This is a genomic window from Pseudidiomarina mangrovi, assembly GCF_003999375.1.
Taxonomy (GTDB): domain Bacteria; phylum Pseudomonadota; class Gammaproteobacteria; order Enterobacterales; family Alteromonadaceae; genus Pseudidiomarina; species Pseudidiomarina mangrovi.
The window spans coordinates 323,540-339,772 of sequence record NZ_RJLC01000010.1 but is presented as its reverse complement, the minus strand read 5'-3'; the positions used below and the strand labels follow the sequence as shown (position 1 = coordinate 339,772).

At 51.1% G+C, this 16,233-nt stretch carries 15 protein-coding genes and 1 other RNA gene; 6 read left to right on the top strand and 10 right to left on the bottom strand.

The features are described 5' to 3' along the window. Positions 1–11 precede the first annotated feature (11 nt). Complete coding sequence (priC, locus tag EFO84_RS04770) at positions 12–314, top strand: primosomal replication protein PriC (RefSeq protein WP_127346913.1); 303 nt, start codon at positions 12–14, stop codon at positions 312–314. On the opposite strand, the gene EFO84_RS04765 is transcribed toward priC, so the two are convergent. From EFO84_RS04765 to EFO84_RS04750, 4 genes are all read right to left on the bottom strand, one after another. Then, positions 281–1,387, bottom strand: a complete 1,107-nt coding sequence (locus EFO84_RS04765) for a tryptophan 2,3-dioxygenase family protein (protein WP_127346912.1) — start codon at positions 1,385–1,387, stop codon at positions 281–283. The genes priC and EFO84_RS04765 overlap by 34 nt on opposite strands. A 24-nt stretch (positions 1,388–1,411) precedes the next feature. Next, an RNA gene (gene ffs, locus EFO84_RS04760) (signal recognition particle sRNA small type) lies at positions 1,412–1,508 on the bottom strand. A 60-nt stretch (positions 1,509–1,568) separates the two neighbouring features. Further along, the gene (locus EFO84_RS04755; protein WP_127346911.1) at positions 1,569–2,312 is read right to left on the bottom strand and encodes an enoyl-CoA hydratase-related protein; all 744 of its coding nucleotides are present in this window, start codon (positions 2,310–2,312) and stop codon (positions 1,569–1,571) included. Then, complete coding sequence (locus tag EFO84_RS04750; protein ID WP_205701942.1) at positions 2,305–3,423, bottom strand: ketoacyl-ACP synthase III; 1,119 nt, start codon at positions 3,421–3,423, stop codon at positions 2,305–2,307. Before EFO84_RS04750 ends, EFO84_RS04755 begins: the two co-directional genes overlap by 8 nt. A gap of 72 nt (positions 3,424–3,495) precedes the next feature. On the opposite strand from EFO84_RS04750, the gene EFO84_RS04745 reads away from it, so the two are divergent. The 4 genes from EFO84_RS04745 to EFO84_RS04730 all read left to right on the top strand — a co-directional run bounded on the left by EFO84_RS04745 (position 3,496) and on the right by EFO84_RS04730 (position 7,450). Further along, positions 3,496–4,632 carry a class I SAM-dependent methyltransferase gene (locus EFO84_RS04745; protein WP_127346909.1) on the top strand — a complete coding sequence of 379 codons (1,137 nt, stop codon included), beginning with the start codon at positions 3,496–3,498 and terminating at the stop codon, positions 4,630–4,632. Between the two features lie 80 nt (positions 4,633–4,712). After that, a complete protein-coding gene (locus EFO84_RS04740; protein WP_127346908.1) occupies positions 4,713–5,258 on the top strand; it encodes a peptidylprolyl isomerase in 546 nt (181 codons plus the stop codon). A gap of 84 nt (positions 5,259–5,342) precedes the next feature. After that, the gene (locus EFO84_RS04735; RefSeq protein ID WP_431355318.1) at positions 5,343–6,593 is read left to right on the top strand and encodes an AmpG family muropeptide MFS transporter; all 1,251 of its coding nucleotides are present in this window, start codon (positions 5,343–5,345) and stop codon (positions 6,591–6,593) included. Then, the gene (locus EFO84_RS04730) at positions 6,590–7,450 is read left to right on the top strand and encodes a ketopantoate reductase family protein (protein WP_127346906.1); all 861 of its coding nucleotides are present in this window, start codon (positions 6,590–6,592) and stop codon (positions 7,448–7,450) included. Before EFO84_RS04735 ends, EFO84_RS04730 begins: the two co-directional genes overlap by 4 nt. 6 nt (positions 7,451–7,456) lie before the next feature. Here EFO84_RS04730 and ribBA read toward each other — a convergent pair whose 3' ends face one another. From ribBA to glyA, 4 genes are read right to left on the bottom strand one after another with little or no spacing between them, the layout of a single operon-like run. Beyond that, positions 7,457–8,590: a bifunctional 3,4-dihydroxy-2-butanone-4-phosphate synthase/GTP cyclohydrolase II gene (gene ribBA, locus EFO84_RS04725; protein WP_127346905.1), complete on the bottom strand. Its 1,134-nt coding sequence runs from the start codon at positions 8,588–8,590 to the stop codon at positions 7,457–7,459. Positions 8,591–8,612: 22 nt separating this feature from the next. Beyond that, a complete protein-coding gene (gene ribD / locus EFO84_RS04720; protein WP_127346904.1) occupies positions 8,613–9,734 on the bottom strand; it encodes a bifunctional diaminohydroxyphosphoribosylaminopyrimidine deaminase/5-amino-6-(5-phosphoribosylamino)uracil reductase RibD in 1,122 nt (373 codons plus the stop codon). A 5-nt stretch (positions 9,735–9,739) separates the two neighbouring features. Next, positions 9,740–10,189: a transcriptional regulator NrdR gene (nrdR, locus tag EFO84_RS04715; protein WP_127346903.1), complete on the bottom strand. Its 450-nt coding sequence runs from the start codon at positions 10,187–10,189 to the stop codon at positions 9,740–9,742. An 18-nt stretch (positions 10,190–10,207) separates the two neighbouring features. Beyond that, on the bottom strand, positions 10,208–11,464 hold the full coding sequence (gene glyA / locus EFO84_RS04710) for a serine hydroxymethyltransferase (protein ID WP_127346902.1): 1,257 nt from the start codon (positions 11,462–11,464) through the stop codon (positions 10,208–10,210). Positions 11,465–11,577: 113 nt separating this feature from the next. Here glyA and ettA point away from each other — a divergent pair, with 113 nt between their 5' ends. Then, positions 11,578–13,242, top strand: coding sequence for an energy-dependent translational throttle protein EttA (gene ettA / locus EFO84_RS04705; protein ID WP_127346901.1), 1,665 nt, complete (start codon positions 11,578–11,580; stop codon positions 13,240–13,242). 27 nt (positions 13,243–13,269) lie between these two features. On the opposite strand, the gene EFO84_RS04700 is transcribed toward ettA, so the two are convergent. Then, complete coding sequence (locus tag EFO84_RS04700) at positions 13,270–15,546, bottom strand: acyl-CoA dehydrogenase (RefSeq protein WP_127346900.1); 2,277 nt, start codon at positions 15,544–15,546, stop codon at positions 13,270–13,272. A gap of 12 nt (positions 15,547–15,558) precedes the next feature. Then, entirely contained in the window at positions 15,559–16,191 is a 633-nt protein-coding gene (psrA, locus tag EFO84_RS04695; protein ID WP_127346899.1) for a TetR family transcriptional repressor PsrA, read from the bottom strand. Between the last annotated feature and the right edge of the window lie 42 nt (positions 16,192–16,233).

Genomic DNA, 16,233 nt, shown 5'->3' with positions numbered 1-16,233 from the left:
AAGAGCTTTGCATGAGTCTATCAAATTCACTGCTGACGCGGCTTCAACAAGAATTAGACAAGTTGCGTGACCAGGTGCAGCAGCTCGCTATTAATGAGCATGATTTTCAAGATTGGTTTGATGCATCATTGTTTCATCCATCGGCACAACTACCGCTGGATTATGTCAATGAGATAGAGCGCAACCTACACCGGTTACGCGTGGCTAGTGACAGTGCTGACCAGTTATGGCTAGCGGAGCGCTTAAGTCAGCAAATGAATGCTTTACATCGTGCCCTGTTCTATTTTGGCGGACCTTCGCTCGCTGCTCGATAGAATCCCAAGGCGCGCTGAACTTGTTGCGGTAACTGCGGTAAGGCACTCTTCGGCAGTAAGTACGTCGCCATCGAGAAAAAGTCTTTAAACACCCGGTTTTGCTCGGTAGTGCGGCGCAAATAATCATGCCCCGACGAACCACCGGTGCCTATTTTAGTTCCTAGCATACGCTGTACCATCATGGCGTGTTTATACCGCCATATGGTTAATTTCTCATCCATTTCAGCAAGCGCTGTAATGACTTGCCAGGCCAAGTTAAAGGCCGGCTCTTCGCGATATTGGGTGATGAACAATGCTGATAACATCGCTTGCTGCGACAACCGCACACGACCATCCTGTTGCAACTGCTGATAAGCATTGCCATCAAACAATGCATGAAAATTATCACGATTGCTTTGAATGCCAGCTAATTCTGTGGCTAATTGCTCCGTTGCAAAATTATTGGCGCGAATAATCGCTTCATCCTGATCCAGGGCTTGTTCCACAGCGCTTTGATAAACCTGCCAAAAGCTAAAATCTTCAACCTGCATAAACGGCATACGCGCAAGCCATTTGTCGACCAAATCAAACAAACTCGGCTGCTGCTCGAGTTGCTCGAGATAATTGCGATCATGCTCATTTAAGCGGTTAAAAAATGAGGATTGGTCAAAAGCAATGCGCTTATCACGATGCAAACCAAGAATAATTTCCAGCTCTTTAAATTGGATACTCTGAAAGCCTGACGCTGGCACCAGATAATCACGGAATTCGAGGAACTCTTGTGGGGTCATGGTTTCAATCACCCCCACTTGATCGTTCATCAAATCTTGAATCGTCAGCACCCTGCGCAAGCGATGGGCAACTAGGTACAAGCCTTTATCATCGAGGGTTGGTTGTTGAAATTCACGGTGAATAGCACGCAGTTCATGAAGTACTTGCTTAAACCACAGCTCATACACTTGATGCACAATGATGAAAAGCATTTCATCATGAGCTTCTTCGCCATAACGCGGGCTGTGAGGTTGTTGGGCACTAAGCAGAGTATCGAGCTTGAGGTAGTCGCCGTAATAAACCGGCGCAATGTTCTTGGCCATGGATTTCTCCAAAATTGGTGGCGACCTCACCAGCCACACCCCGGCACACATATCCCTAACTACGGCTGCTCCCTTCCGGGCCTGACCGGGTTCGCCAGTTCATGTTGCGAGGGGACCAATGAGGTCACCATAACGGGGCGCATTATCCATGAAAGGACTAGCACCCGCAAGGTAAGCTGGCTTACTTTTTCTGTAACCGCGCCGCAATAGCCGCTTTAGCCGCTGGTGAATGCAACGCCTTGGCGAATATTTCCGCTTCACGTTCAATACGGTCTGCCACTGGCTCCAAGTTTTCTTTCATTAATGCTTTGGCAGCTCGCAGTCCAGCCCGCGGCTTGCTGGCTAACTTAGCCGCTACCGATTGCAAGGTGCTGTGCAATTGATCCGCAGCTACCAATTTATTGACTAAGCGATACTGCAACGCCGTGGCCGCATCAATGGGTTCGCCCAACAACAGCATTTCAGCTGCAGCCAGATAGCCACAAGCCTGCGGTAATAAGAGACTGGAGGCTGCTTCAGGCACTAAGCCTAAATTGATAAATGGTAGCGCAAACACCGCGGTATCCGCCGCGTACACCAAGTCACAATGCAGTAATATAGTGGTGCCAATACCAATCGCCATGCCATTCACACCGGCCACCACAGGTACTGTTAAGCGGCTTAAGGTATAGAGAAACTCAAACGGTGGTGCGCTATCATCAAGTTCTTCTATAGCCAGAAAATCATGCAAATCGTTACCTGAGGTAAAGCTATCGCCACTACCGGTGATGACTACCGCAGCGATATCTGCATCACGCTCAGCCAACTGTAATTCATGGCTCAGCGTGCGGTACATTGCTTGCGTTAACGCGTTCTTTTTTTCCGTGCGTTGCAGTGTTAACCACAACACCTGATCACGCACTTCTACTTTGACATGTTCAGTCATGCTGACGTTTTTCCCACGCTGCTTTGGTATTGAGATGCAACGGCAAAATGAGATCGAGTGCCGACTGCCCATTACTTTCCAGTTGTAAGTTATTATCGCGCTTCGGGGTAATCCGTTGGCCCCATTTGATAATTCCGGCACCACAGGTCAAGCCGCCACCAAATACCGCCGACACGATGGTATCACCCGGCTTCACCATGCCCTGCTCCACCGCTTCGCAGAAGGCAATCGGCAAGGTAGCTGACGAGGTATTGCCATATTTTTGAATGTTAATAAAGGTTTTGTCTTCGGGTACATTGCACATTTTGGCGAGATAGTCGATTAAGCGCTTGTTAGCTTGATGGGGTATCAGCGAGTCAATGTCATCGGTAGATAGCCCAGTTTCGGCGAACACCTTTTCAATCGCAATGTTCATGCCCTTCACTGCACGTTTGAAGATCTCTTGGCCAACAAAGTTGAACGGCATGATGCCGTCAAAACCAAAGCGATCAAAACTTAAGCCAAATTCTAACGCCAAAACGTCACGTGCATCAGCATCACAGGTCACGTGTGATGCCAGTAAACCGCATTCGGTTTCACTGGCTTCAAGCACCATGGCACCGGCGCCATCGCCAAATAACACCGCGCTCTCGCGCTTGGTCCAATCGAGAATGCGGGTTAAGCGCTCGGCGCCAATGATCAGTACTTTTTTGTGCGCACCGGTACGAATGGCTTGCGTGGCGTAGTGCATACCATACAAAAAGCTACTGCAGGCAGCGTTCAGATCAAACGCGGCTGCGTACTTAGCGCCTATGCGTTGTTGTACTGCTGACGCCACATTGGGAATGATTTCATCAGCGGTACAAGTGCCGACCAAAATGAGATCTAAATCGTTGGGGTCAACATCAGCAGCGGCTAAAGCATTCAGTGCAGCAATGGTAGCAAGGTGCGAGGTTCCGACGTGACTAACGCGGCGCTCTTTGATACCGGTACGAGTTTCAATCCACTCGTCCGAGGTTTCCAAGAAAGTCGCTAAATCGTCGTTGGTCATAATGGCGGGTGGTAAACATTTACCCCACCCAGTAATTTCTGCGTATATTTTCACGTTATTGAACCTATAGTCACGGTGCATTTTTGGTTATCATAGCACGAATGTTTCGCAGCGAAATATCCGACCAATCGCTGCTTTAAATAAGGACTTGCTGTGGCTGCGCACGAATTACCCGCTGACTATTTATCTTCCGCTGCTGGACACTGGCGCCTGCAGCGTTATCCATTGCGTAGTCATGATCCATTACAAGCATGGGATAGTGGTGACGTATTGCTGCACCAGCGCATGGCTGCTCACAGCAGTCAGTTACCACTGCTGGTCAATGATCAGTTCGGTGCCCTTGCGGTCGCCTGTCAGCAGCCGCGTATTATCGCCATGAGCGATTCTTACATTAGTACCTGTGGCTGGCAACACAATCTTAAAATCAACCAGTTAGCCACAGAAATCGTGCCTATCACTGGGCTTGATACGGTTCCTGCTGGGGTTGATTTAGTAGTGTTGAAATTACCGAAAAGTAGCAGCCTACTGCAGTTTCAACTACAGCAGATTGCCGCCTCACTGAGCCAGCCTATACAACTATTTGCGGCGGCTAAATCTAAGCTATTTACCCCAGCTATTCGGGCCTTATTTGAGCAGTATTGTGACCAGGTGTCGGTATCACTGATTGAAAAGAAAGCCCGAGTGCTTAGCGCGCAACTGCGGCCATTGGCCAGTGCAGCAGCAACTCCTGCGCCGATGACCTGCTGGCACGACCCAGCCTATCCGTTGCAGCTCTGCCAATATGCCGGTGTGTTTGCCCGCAAGCAACTGGATATCGGCGCTCGGTTATTATTAGACAACCTGCCAGCAGCCGGAGCCGAACAGGTGATCGATTTGGGTTGTGGCAACGGTGTATTGGGTTTGCGTTATGCGCAACTGTCGCCGCAAAGCGAAGTACTTTGGGTCGATGAATCTTATCTGGCCGTGGCCTCATGTCAGCATAATATTACCCTAAATCTAGGTGCAAGCGCGCACTATCAGTGTCATGTCGATGATTGTTTGAGCCAACAAGCTGATGCTAGCGCTGACCTGATTCTCTGCAATCCACCGTTTCATCAAGAGCATGCCATTACCACCCACATCGCCCAACAAATGTTCCGTGATAGCAAACGCGTGCTGCGCTACGGCGGTGAATTGAGAGTGGTAGCGAACCGTCACTTGGCTTATCATCTGGTGCTCGAGCGATTATTTGGCGGCGTTACGGTGGTTGCTTCAAACCCTAAATTTGTGGTGCTATCCGCGCGCCGTTGATAGCGATTGATAGTCATTATTGAGAGGATTTTATGCGTTTAGCGTCTCTACTCGTTGTGCTTGTTGTTAGCTGCCTAGCTATGCCCGCTGCACAGGCTGAAATTCAGCCCAATAATCCATTTCCACGTGTGCGCATGGTCACTAGCATGGGTGACATTGTGGTCGAGCTCAATCGCCTCAAAGCACCGCTTACGGTAGCAAACTTCCTGCAATATGTTGAGATTGGTAGCTACGACAACACCGTGTTCCACCGCATTATCCCTGAATTTGTGGTGCAAGGTGGCGGCTTCGACAAAGACTTTAATTTAAAGCCTGAGCGCCCACCGGTGGTGAACGAATCGGGTAACGGCCTAGCCAACGTGCGTGGCACCATAGCTATGGCACGCAGCAGTGACCCACACAGTGCCACGCGGCAGTTCTATTTTAATGTTGCCGATAATGCGTCGCTCGACCCCAGCAGCAGACGCTGGGGTTATGCGGTGTTTGGCTGGGTGGTTGAAGGTGACGAGGTGTTACAAAACATGGCGGCATTAGCCACTACACCCTACCATGATATCACCGGATATCCTGATGTACCGATCGAACCACCAGTGCTGATTCGCATTGATGTATTACCGCCGCAGTAACCCACGGTGAGCAAACCAAGTTGGTCAGAGGATTTACGTGTCTACACCGAGCCTCGGGTGTGGATCATCTTTGCTTTTGGCATCATGAGTGGCTTCCCATGGGTATTAATTAGCTCAGTGCTATCAGCCTGGATGCAAGAAGCCGGTGTTTCGCGTAGTGAAATTGGTCTGTTTGCCGCGGTTTTTGCCGCTTACTCGGTTAACTTCTTATGGTCGCCGCTGGTTGAGCGGCTGAAGATACCACTGCTTTTTAGATTATTTGGCCAGCGCCGCAGTTGGCTGGTGTTATGTGCCACGGTAATTATGCTGCTGACAGCCTCACTCAGTCAGATTGATTTGGCCAATGACTTGTGGACAGTGGCATTGATCGCAGTATTGATTGCACTGTTTTCAGCCACACAAGATATCGCCATTGATGCCTTTCGCATTGAGAGTTTTGCCGCTCACGAAGCCCGTTTGCAGTCAGCTGGCGCTGCCATGGCTACCGCCGGTTGGTGGACCGGTTACAGTGGCCTGGGCGCTATTCCGTTCTTTTTAGTCAATGGTACCAGTTGGCAATGGCAAGACGCGTATCTACTCCTCAGTGGTGTGCTTGCGGTGCAGCTTCTGGTGGTCATTCTCACTCGCGAACCCACCCGCTACAGTGCTGTGCAGCTGCAATTTAGTCGTTGGCAAGATTGGCTAAAAGCCAGTGCCATTGACCCTATAACCGAATTTTTTAAACGCAGCGGCTGGAAGCTCGCGGTGGGAATGCTGGCGTTTATATTTTTATTCAAAATCGGTGAAGCCTTTTTGGGGCGTATGTCGATTGTGTTCTACAAAGAAATTGGATTTAGTAACGACGACATTGGCTTATATCCCAAACTGGTTACCTGGTGGGTGACCATTATCTTTGCCATGCTCGGCAGTTTTGTAAACTTGCGTATGGGTATTGTCCGCGGCCTACTCACCGGTGGAGTGGCAATGGCGGCCAGTAACTTGATGTTTGCTTGGATTGCTGTGACCGGCCCAAGTACCCAGCTGCTGCTGGCGACAGTACTGGTGGACGGCTTCACCAGCGCCTGGTCAACAGTAGCCTTTGTGGCTTTTATTAGTATGCTCTGCAGCCGCACTTTTACTGCCACGCAATACGCCTTATTAGCCTCGCTGGGTAATTTGGGGCGTACCCTACTCTCGTCATACTCCGGCATTATGGTGGATTGGCTCGAAGGCGATTGGCAAACCTTCTTTGTGGTGACTGCCTTGATGGTAATCCCCAGTTTACTGATTTTGTTTGCTTTGCGGAAACCTCTGACACGCCTTGAACAAGCCTATCAGGATGACTTAAAGCGATGAACTGGGTGATTGTCGGGCAAGGCGCACTAGGCTCGTTGCTGGCGGTTAAACTCCAGCAACAGCAGCAAACTGTGGCTGTTCTAACCCGCGCCAATGCGCCGGCTGAACCACGTTGGCTTGATCAGCAATGTTATCAGTTCAGCGCTATCACCCCAGCTGAATTACTGTGTAGCCAACAGCCCAGCACCGTGGTCGCGGCGGTGAAAGCCTATCAGCTCGACGCGCTACTCAAGCAACTTGCTGAGCTGCCCACACAGCACCAATTGCTGCTGAGTTACAATGGTATGCTCGATAACGAGGCACAGCGGCTACCGCCTAACTGCTTGCACTGGGTGACCACTCATGGCGCTTATCGGGACGCTCAGCAGCTCGTGCATGCCGGCGCTGGAGAGAGTTGGCTAGGCTGGCAACAACCTCAGCTTAAACCAGTACCAGCAGAGCTTATTACAACGCTGAGCGCCGCCTTACCACCATGCCACTGGCAGCCCGAAATTCAGCGCCAACGCTGGCAAAAGCTTGCCATTAATTGTCTCATCAACCCGTTCACGGTGATCCATAACTGTCTGAATGGTGAGTTGCTCGGCTTAGGTTTAGAGGCAGAAATGCTGCAATTAGCCGGTGAAATTAGTGCTCTGGCAGGTCGACTTGATGGTATTGATTTGCTCCCCGAACAATTAGTCACCGCCGCGATGGATGTAGCCACGCGCACAGCCGCCAATCGCTCGTCGATGTTGAGTGATGTGCGCGCCGGCAGACGTACAGAAATTGACTTTTTAAATGGCTTTGTGGCGCGTCAAAGCGCCCAACTCGGCTTGACTGCCAGCGCCAATCAGCTGCTCTGGCAGCAACTTAGCTAAGCTCGCTTAGCGCTCGTCAGGTTGTTGCGGATCTTCAATAAAATCGACCACTTCTAAGCCGAAACCAGACAGCGCCGAATAACGTTTTGGTGAACTCATCAAGCGCATGTCATGAACGCCCAAATCAGCCAAAATTTGTGAACCAATACCAACGTTACGAGACGCATTCGATGCCGCCGCAGTGGGCTTGCTCTCGCCGCGATCTTGCTCGGCAAAATTACTCACCAGTTCCAAAATATCGGCTGGGCTTTGTTGCCGACCAATCACCACCAGAACACCGCCATGGGTACCGATATAACTCATTGCATGCGGCAGCGGCCAGCTGCGCTTAGCGGCGCGGTCAGTGGCAAACAAGTCGTTAAAGGTATCTTGCAAATGCACCCGCACGTTAACCGTTTGACCATCCTCAATTGCCCCATTTACCAGCGCGTAATGCACTTGCTTATCGATAGTGTCTTGGTAGGTATATAGCTCGAAATTGCCATAAGCCGTTGGCAACTGACAATGGCCGCACTGCACCACGGTTTTCTCTTTGAGTGAGCGATACTCAATCAGATCAGCAATAGTGCCAATTTTCAGGTCATGTTCAGCCGCAAATTTCTCTAAGTCTGGACGCCGCGCCATGCTGCCGTCTTCGTTGAGTATTTCAACAATCACCGCCGCTGGTTCATAGCCCGCCAAACGCGCTAAATCGCAGCCTGCTTCAGTATGCCCAGCACGGTTAAGTACCCCACCCGGTTTAGCTTTCAGCGGAAAAATATGACCCGGCATGACTAAATCGCTGGGTTTGGCATCGGCAGCTACAGCCACCTGCACAGTGCGCGCTCGGTCAGCTGCAGAAATACCCGTGGTGACGCCAGTGGCCGCCTCAATGGATACGGTGAAATTGGTCGCGTAAGGTGACGAATTTTGATCCACCATCAGCGGTAGGCGTAATTGTGCGCAACGCTCTTCGGTCAAGGTTAAGCAAATCAAACCGCGCCCATAACGCGCCATAAAATTAATCGCCGCCGGAGTCACACATTCTGCGGCCATAATCAGATCGCCCTCATTTTCGCGATCTTCATCGTCCATCAGAATGACCATCTTACCCTGACGAATGTCCTCGATAATCTCGGCTGCACTGTGCAATGTAGTCACGACCTAAGGCTCCTGTTGCCGATTACGGCTGGTTGACATAATTAGAATAATCAATCACAGCGGTTAGACGAACGTCGTCGCCCACTAGCTCTAGCTCAGTAAAGCGTAGCTGTGTTGCTTGGTTAAGCTCAGTCAGCGCCGGTAACGCCAATAATGGCTGTGCTTGCGCACCTAATAGTTTCGGCGCCAGATAAACGATCAGTTCATCGGCTAGTTGCTGTTGAATCAATTGCCCTGCCAGGGTGGCACCACATTCGGTCCACACCGTATTGATCTGTTCCTGCACCGCTAAATGGGTCATTAATTGGTTCAAATCAAGCCCTTGCTTGGTTTCTGGCAAGGTTATGCTGCGCACATGAGCCGGCCACTGCTGCGCCACCGGCTCGGCTTGCTCGCCATACACCAACAGTATGGGGCCACCAAACGCCCGTACCAAGGCGCTATCTGGGGTGACTTGCGCGCGGCGGTCAAGCACCACACGCAGTGGCTGCGGCAATGCTTCATCGGGGCTTTCAATACGTACTGTTAACTGCGCATCATCACGCAGCACGGTTTGTGCAGTGGATAAGATGGCTTGGCTGGCAGCGCGGTGTTGATGAACATCAATACGTGCTGCGGTGCCGGTGATCCACTTACTGGCGCCGTTAGCCAAAGCGGTGGCACCATCTAAACTAGCGGCTAATTTAACTTGTAGATACGGTCGGTTACGCCGCATACGGCTGACAAAACCACGATTGAGCTGCTCGGCCTCAGCCGCCAACAGCCCCACCTCAACCTCAATACCCGCTGCGCGTAAGCGGGCTATGCCGCTTCCCGCCACCAATGGGTTAGGGTCTTGCATAGCCACCACCACTTTGCCTATGCCAGCTGCAATCAAGGCATTGGCACACGGCGGTGTGCGGCCAAAATGGCTACAGGGTTCAAGGGTCACATAGGCAGTAGCTCCATGGGCGTCACTACCCGCCTGCTGTAGCGCAAATACTTCGGCATGATGGCCACCGGGGCGTCGATGCCAGCCTTCACCTATCACCTGCTGCTGTTTGACAATCACACAGCCGACCATGGGATTCGGCGCGGCACTGAAGCGTGCCTGTGCAGCAAGCTGCAAGGCACGACTCATGTAGGCGTGATCGCTATTCGTCATTGTGGCTAGTCATTGAGGCGGGCAATTTCTTCGCCAAATTCGCGAATATCGGTGAATGCACGATACACCGACGCAAAGCGAATGTAGGCTACTTTATCTAAACTCTTCAGCTGCTCCATCACCAACCCACCAATAAACTGGCTGGTCACTTCACGCTCACCGGTTGCCCGCAGCGACGCTTTGACTTGGTTAATGGCCTGTTCAATGGCCTCAATACCCACCGGCCGCTTTTCTAGGGCGCGCAGCAATCCATTGCGCAGTTTATCTTCATTAAATGGTTCACGGGTGCCGTCCGATTTAATCACCCGCGGCATAATCAGTTCCGCCATTTCAAAGGTGGTAAAGCGCTCCCCGCAATCGGCGCATTCTCGCCGCCGCCGCACCGATGCGCCATCCGCCACCAAACGCGAGTCGATCACCTTGGTATCTTGTGCTTCACAAAACGGACAATGCATCGCTGCCTCCTTAACCGCTTAACCGTATACCGGAAAACGCTTACACAGAGCTTTCACCTGCTCACGGACGTGCGCTTCAACTGCCTCGTTTCCGAGCTCGTCTAACACATCACAGATCCAGTTTGCGACTTGCTCTGCTTCGGCTACTTTAAAGCCGCGGCGAGTAATAGCCGGGGTACCTAGGCGTAAGCCAGAGGTCACGAACGGTGAGCGTGGGTCATTCGGTACCGAGTTCTTGTTGACGGTGATAAAAGCCCGACCAAGAGCAGCATCGGCGTCTTTACCGGTGATGTCTTTATCAATTAAATCGACCAAAAACAGGTGGTTTTTGGTGCCGCCCGAAACGATCTTGTAGCCGCGTGACTGCATCACCCGCACCATGGCATTGGCGTTATCCAATACTTGCTGCTGATAAGCCTTAAACTCTGGCTCCATGGCTTCTTTGAAGGCCACCGCTTTAGCGGCAATAACGTGACACAACGGGCCACCTTGGCTGCCGGGGAATACCCCACTGTTAAGTTTTTTGTGCAGTGCTTCGTCATCTTTGCCTGACAAGATCAAGCCACTGCGCGGGCCAGCTAAGGTTTTATGGGTGGTGGTGGTGACTACATCGGCAAAAGGCACTGGGTTAGGATATAAACCAGCGGCGACTAATCCTGCGACATGGGCCATATCGACCAACAAGTAAGCACCGACTTCGTCAGCGATTTGGCGGAATTTGGCCCAATCAACAATACCCGAATAAGCAGAGAAACCGGCGACAATCATTTTCGGCTTGTGCTCGCGGGCTAGGCGCGCTACTTCAGCATAATCAATTTCGCCAGTGCTCTCGTCCAGACCATATTGAATTGGGTTGTAGTTTTTACCTGAGAAGTTAACGCTAGAACCGTGCGTTAAGTGACCGCCATGAGCCAAGCTCATGCCTAATACCGTGTCGCCATGATTCAGCAATGCCAAAAATACCGCTGCGTTGGCTTGTGAACCAGCATGCGGTTGTACGTTGGCATATTTAGCACCGAATAATTGCTTGGCGCGCTCAATAGCGAGGTCTTCAACTTTGTCAACGTACTCACAACCGCCGTAATAACGCTTGTGTGGATACCCTTCAGCGTACTTGTTAGTCAGCTGCGACCCTTGCGCTTGTAATACCCGCGGACTGGTATAGTTCTCTGAAGCAATCAGCTCAATATGCTCTTCTTGGCGCTGTACTTCGTCTTGCATGGCTTGCCATAAATCCGCATCGTAAGCAGCAATGGTCATATCACGTTTCAACATCAGGGTTCCTCCACAAAATTGTGCCGCTAGTTTACCAATATACTTGGGTTCACGCCAACTTCAGGGTTAAAATAGCGGCCTGAATTTTTGTTCACTGAGGAACAGTCGCTGCCATGGCACAATATATCTATTCAATGATGCGGGTTTCGAAAGTTGTCCCGCCCAAACGCACTATTTTAAAAGACATTTCTTTGTCATTTTTCCCGGGTGCTAAAATTGGCGTACTCGGCTTAAATGGCTCAGGTAAATCGACGCTGTTGCGCATCATGGCTGGCCTTGATAAAGAAATTGAAGGTGAAGCACGGCCACTGGCTGGTATTCAAATTGGCTATTTGCCGCAAGAACCGCAGCTGGATGAGCAAAAGACCGTGCGTGAAGTGGTTGAAGAAGCCGTTGCCGATGTCAAAAACGCCCTCACTGAACTCGACCAAGTCTACGCCGCCTATGCCGAAGAAGACGCCGACTTTGATGCGCTGGCCAAACGCCAAGGGCAACTCGAAGCGGTGATTCAAGCCAAAGACGGGCATAACCTCGACAACATGTTAGAGCGCGCCGCAGACTCACTGCGCCTGCCGCCTTGGGATGCGAAAATTGCCAAGCTATCGGGTGGTGAGCGCCGCCGCGTGGCCATTTGCCGCTTGTTGTTAAGCAAACCCGACATGTTATTACTCGATGAACCAACTAACCACTTAGATGCCGAGTCAGTGGCCTGGTTAGAGCGCTTCTTGCATGACTATGAAGGCACCGTAGTGGCAATCACCCACGACCGTTATTTCCTTGATAACGTGGCGGGCTGGATCTTAGAACTTGACCGTGGCCATGGTATTCCGTGGGAAGGCAACTATTCCTCATGGTTGGAGCAAAAAGAAGCGCGCTTAGAGCAAGAAGAGAAATCTGAAAAAGCCCGTCAGCGCAGCATCAAGCAAGAATTAGAATGGGTACGGCAGAACCCGAAAGGTCGCCAAGCGAAATCCAAAGCACGCATGTCACGCTTTGAAGAGCTGCAAAACAGCGATTATCAAAAGCGTAATGAAACCAATGAACTGTTTATTCCACCTGGCCCACGCCTAGGTGATAAGGTGATTGAAGTCAGTAACTTGCGTAAGTCTTACGATAAGCGTTTATTGATTGATAACTTGAGTTTCAGCTTACCCAAGGGTGCTATTGTCGGCATCATTGGCCCCAATGGTGCGGGTAAATCCACCCTATTCCGTATGATTAGTGGACAAGAACAGCCAGACAGCGGCACCATCACCGTCGGTGACACCGTCAAACTGGCCAGCGTTGATCAGTTCCGTGACAGCATGACCAACAGCAATACCGTGTGGCAGGAGATCTCCGACGGCCAAGATATGCTGCGCATCGGTAACTTTGAAATCAACAGCCGTGCATATGTTGGGCGCTTTAACTTCCGCGGTAACGATCAGCAGAAGCATATTGGTGAGTTATCCGGTGGTGAGCGTAACCGTGTGCATTTGGCCAAGCTATTAAAAGCGGGTGGCAACGTGCTGTTACTTGACGAACCGACCAATGATCTAGACGTAGAAACTCTGCGGGCGCTGGAAGAGGCAATTTTGGAATTCCCCGGCTCAGCCATGATCATCTCGCACGATCGCTGGTTCCTCGACCGCGTAGCCACACACATTCTGGATTACCGCGATGAAGGTCAGGTGAATTTCTATGAAGGTAACTATACCGATTACGAAGCCTACATGAAGAAAACCCATGGCGAGCATGCCATGGATCCGCATCGTATCCGCTATAAGCCAATTGGTTAATCTAATGACCAGCGTTCGCTAAGCGCTTTACAGCTTAGCGAACGAATCCACCGCAATGGCTGCCATGCGCAGTTTCTCGGTTTTCTTCAGCGACGTCTCTTCCTCGGCCGAAATCACCTCGGCCTTACGAGCCGCTTTGGCTAATGCATCACCGCTGAGGTCCTCAGCCATATCGCCTCGCTTCACCGCTTTACGAATACGTTTATACACCTCAGCCTGCTCACGCATAGCTATGAAGGCTAATTCCATATGACCGGTCATATCTTTCGGGTCATCGCGCCAATAACATAAAAACGTATGGCGATCGCGAGTGGTACCCGGCTGCATCATACTATTGGCAATATGCTGCAAGGTTTCATCGCGCGGTGCTTGATAACGAATACCGAACGGAAAAATACTCAGTTTCAACAGCCAAGCCAGACCACGCTTGGGCAGATTCGCTAAGAAACCACGGAAGGCTTCACCCAACTGATACAGGTGATGCTCCAGGGCATAGGTGACAAAAGGTTGATCACCGGCTTGGCGACCATCATCTTCGTAGCGTTTTAGCACTGCTGAAGCCATATACAGGTGGCTCAACACATCACCAAGACGTGCTGATAGCATTTCTTTGCGCTTTAGGTCGCCACCAAAGGTCAACATTGCCATGTCAGCGGTCAACGCTAAGGCACGGCTCATGCGCGTTAACTGTTGGTAATACGGCGCGGTAAAGCCACTGACCGGAGTTTTGATAAAACGCGCACCACCTAGGCCAAACCATAAGCTGCTGAAAAAATTACTAACGCCAAAGCGCAGATGTTTCATCAGCAATACATCAAACTCGCGTAAACCAGCTTCTTCATCGGGGTTACTCGCCGCTGCCATCTCCGCTAATACATACGGGTGACAACGCGTCGCACCTTGACCGAAGATCATCAGATTACGGGTGAGGATGTTCGCGCCCTCAACGGTAATCGATACCGGTGTGGCCATATAGCCATGCCCCAAATAGTTCTTCGGCCCCAACTGAATACCTTTACCAGCATGCACATCCATCGCCGCTTCCATCACGTGACGGCCCATTTCGGTCATATGGTATTTGGTCATAGCGGTGATCACTGCCGGGCTCTTACCTTCACACAGCGCAGTCACAGTCAGTCGTCGCATTGATTCGATGGTGTAATTCAAGCCACCAATTTTACCCATCGCGGCTTGCACGCCCTCAAACATGCCAATCGGCATGCCAAACTGTTGGCGCACATAACCATAAGCACCGGTCATGCGCTCTGCTACGTGGCCGGTTGCTGCGGCCAGTGCCGGCAACGAAATACCACGCCCAGCCGACAAGCACTCCATCAGCATCTGCCAGCCCTTGCCAGCATAATCGGGGCCGCCAATAATCCAATCCAACGGAATGAAAACGTCCTTGCCCGAGGTGGTGCCGTTCATAAAGGCTTGGCCTAACGGCAAATGACGATCACCGGTCACCACGCCTGGGTGGTTGGTTGGAATCAATGCACAGGTAATGCCCAGCTCTTCGTGCTCACCGAGCAGCTGCTCTGGGTCATATAATTTAAAGGCTAAACCCAGCACCGTGGCAACTGGCGCCAAAGTAATGTAGCGCTTGTCCCAATTCAGCCGAATACCTATGATTTCTTTACCATCATGCTCAGCGCGGCAAATAATGCCGTTATCCGGAATAGCACCCGCGTCGGAACCGGCTTCAGGGCCGGTTAAGGCAAAACATGGAATATCGGTACCGTCGGCTAAGCGCGGCAACCAGTAATTTTTTTGCTGTTCGGTACCATAATGAGTAAGCAGTTCACCCGGCCCTAGTGAGTTCGGCACCATAACTGTCACTGCGGCACTAATAGAGCGCGTAGCAATGCGCGACACAATATGTGAATTGGCCGCTGGTGAAAATGCTAAACCACCAAACTCTTTACCAATAATCATGGCAAAGAATTTTTCCTTACGAATAAAATCCCACACCGGCTTGGGCAGATCACGTTGCTTTTGTACGATTTTATAATCGTCCAGCATGGCCAGCAGCTGTTCTAGCTGGTTATCAATAAAATCTTGTTCATCGGCGGTAAAGACCGGTGCATTGACGCTATGCAAGCGCTCCCAATTGGGGCGGCCGCTAAACAGTTCAGCATCCCACCAGACATCGCCGGCTTCCATCGCCGCACGCTCAGTGGCAGATAACGGCGGTAGTACGCGCTTAAAAAACGCAAACATTGGGCGGCTAATGAGGCTCCGGCGAATATCGGTGACCACAAATAACAGGGCCACCAGCACCAACAACAAGATTAAAATACTCATACATCACCTATGTTAAGCAACGGCAGCGTCAACGCCACCGGCTACGAATGGAATCAGTTTGTCGATAATTTGGTCAGCGCGCACACTCTCACCAAAATCTGCCGCGGCGATTTCACGCAGCGCCCGCCCAGACACCTGAGCAAATACCAAGGTGCCAAGCACAAAGTGCAAGCGCCAGAACATATCGAGTGGGCTTAAATTGGGGTTGGCGCGGTGCATCATGGTCTGCAATAGCTGCATCACATCGCCAAAGTGAGTCATGATATAGCGCCGCAAATGCCCTTGAATTTCAGCGTAGGCAAAGCCTAACAGACTAAGAAAATAAGTCGGTCCGTGCTTGCGCACTGTGGTTAATTCCCGCAGCGGTTCACGAAAACAGTCGAATACTTGCCGTGAGTTGATGACCGGTTGCAGCGCGAGTTGCTCGAATTGACGCTGTAACGCCGGCATGAACACCTCAAGATAACGTGCCATCACCGCTTGAATCAGCGCTTTTTTTGAGCCAAAGTGGTAGTTCACCGAAGCAAGGTTAACCTCAGCCTCGGTGGTAATTTGCCGTAATGACGTCTGTTCAAAGCCGTGTTCAGCGAACAATGCTTCCGCAACGTTGAGAATTTTATCTTTCGTTGTTTCTCGCTTCGCCATATGGAGCGCCCTGTTGATGAGTTGCGCGTGTTTAGAACGCGT

Bases quoted from the DNA above. Each gene is read 5' to 3' on its own strand.
- priC (WP_127346913.1), top strand. From the start codon at position 12: ATGAGTCTATCAAATTCACTGCTGACGCGGCTTCAACAAGAATTAGAC.
- EFO84_RS04765 (WP_127346912.1), bottom strand. From the start codon at position 1,387: ATGGCCAAGAACATTGCGCCGGTTTATTACGGCGACTACCTCAAGCTC.
- EFO84_RS04755 (WP_127346911.1), bottom strand. From the start codon at position 2,312: ATGACTGAACATGTCAAAGTAGAAGTGCGTGATCAGGTGTTGTGGTTA.
- EFO84_RS04750 (WP_205701942.1), bottom strand. From the start codon at position 3,423: ATGCACCGTGACTATAGGTTCAATAACGTGAAAATATACGCAGAAATT.
- EFO84_RS04740 (WP_127346908.1), top strand. From the start codon at position 4,713: ATGCCCGCTGCACAGGCTGAAATTCAGCCCAATAATCCATTTCCACGT.
- EFO84_RS04735 (WP_431355318.1), top strand. From the start codon at position 5,343: ATGAGTGGCTTCCCATGGGTATTAATTAGCTCAGTGCTATCAGCCTGG.
- EFO84_RS04730 (WP_127346906.1), top strand. From the start codon at position 6,590: ATGAACTGGGTGATTGTCGGGCAAGGCGCACTAGGCTCGTTGCTGGCG.
- ribD (WP_127346904.1), bottom strand. From the start codon at position 9,734: ATGACGAATAGCGATCACGCCTACATGAGTCGTGCCTTGCAGCTTGCT.
- nrdR (WP_127346903.1), bottom strand. From the start codon at position 10,189: ATGCATTGTCCGTTTTGTGAAGCACAAGATACCAAGGTGATCGACTCG.
- glyA (WP_127346902.1), bottom strand. From the start codon at position 11,464: ATGTTGAAACGTGATATGACCATTGCTGCTTACGATGCGGATTTATGG.
- ettA (WP_127346901.1), top strand. From the start codon at position 11,578: ATGGCACAATATATCTATTCAATGATGCGGGTTTCGAAAGTTGTCCCG.
- EFO84_RS04700 (WP_127346900.1), bottom strand. From the start codon at position 15,546: ATGAGTATTTTAATCTTGTTGTTGGTGCTGGTGGCCCTGTTATTTGTG.
- psrA (WP_127346899.1), bottom strand. From the start codon at position 16,191: ATGGCGAAGCGAGAAACAACGAAAGATAAAATTCTCAACGTTGCGGAA.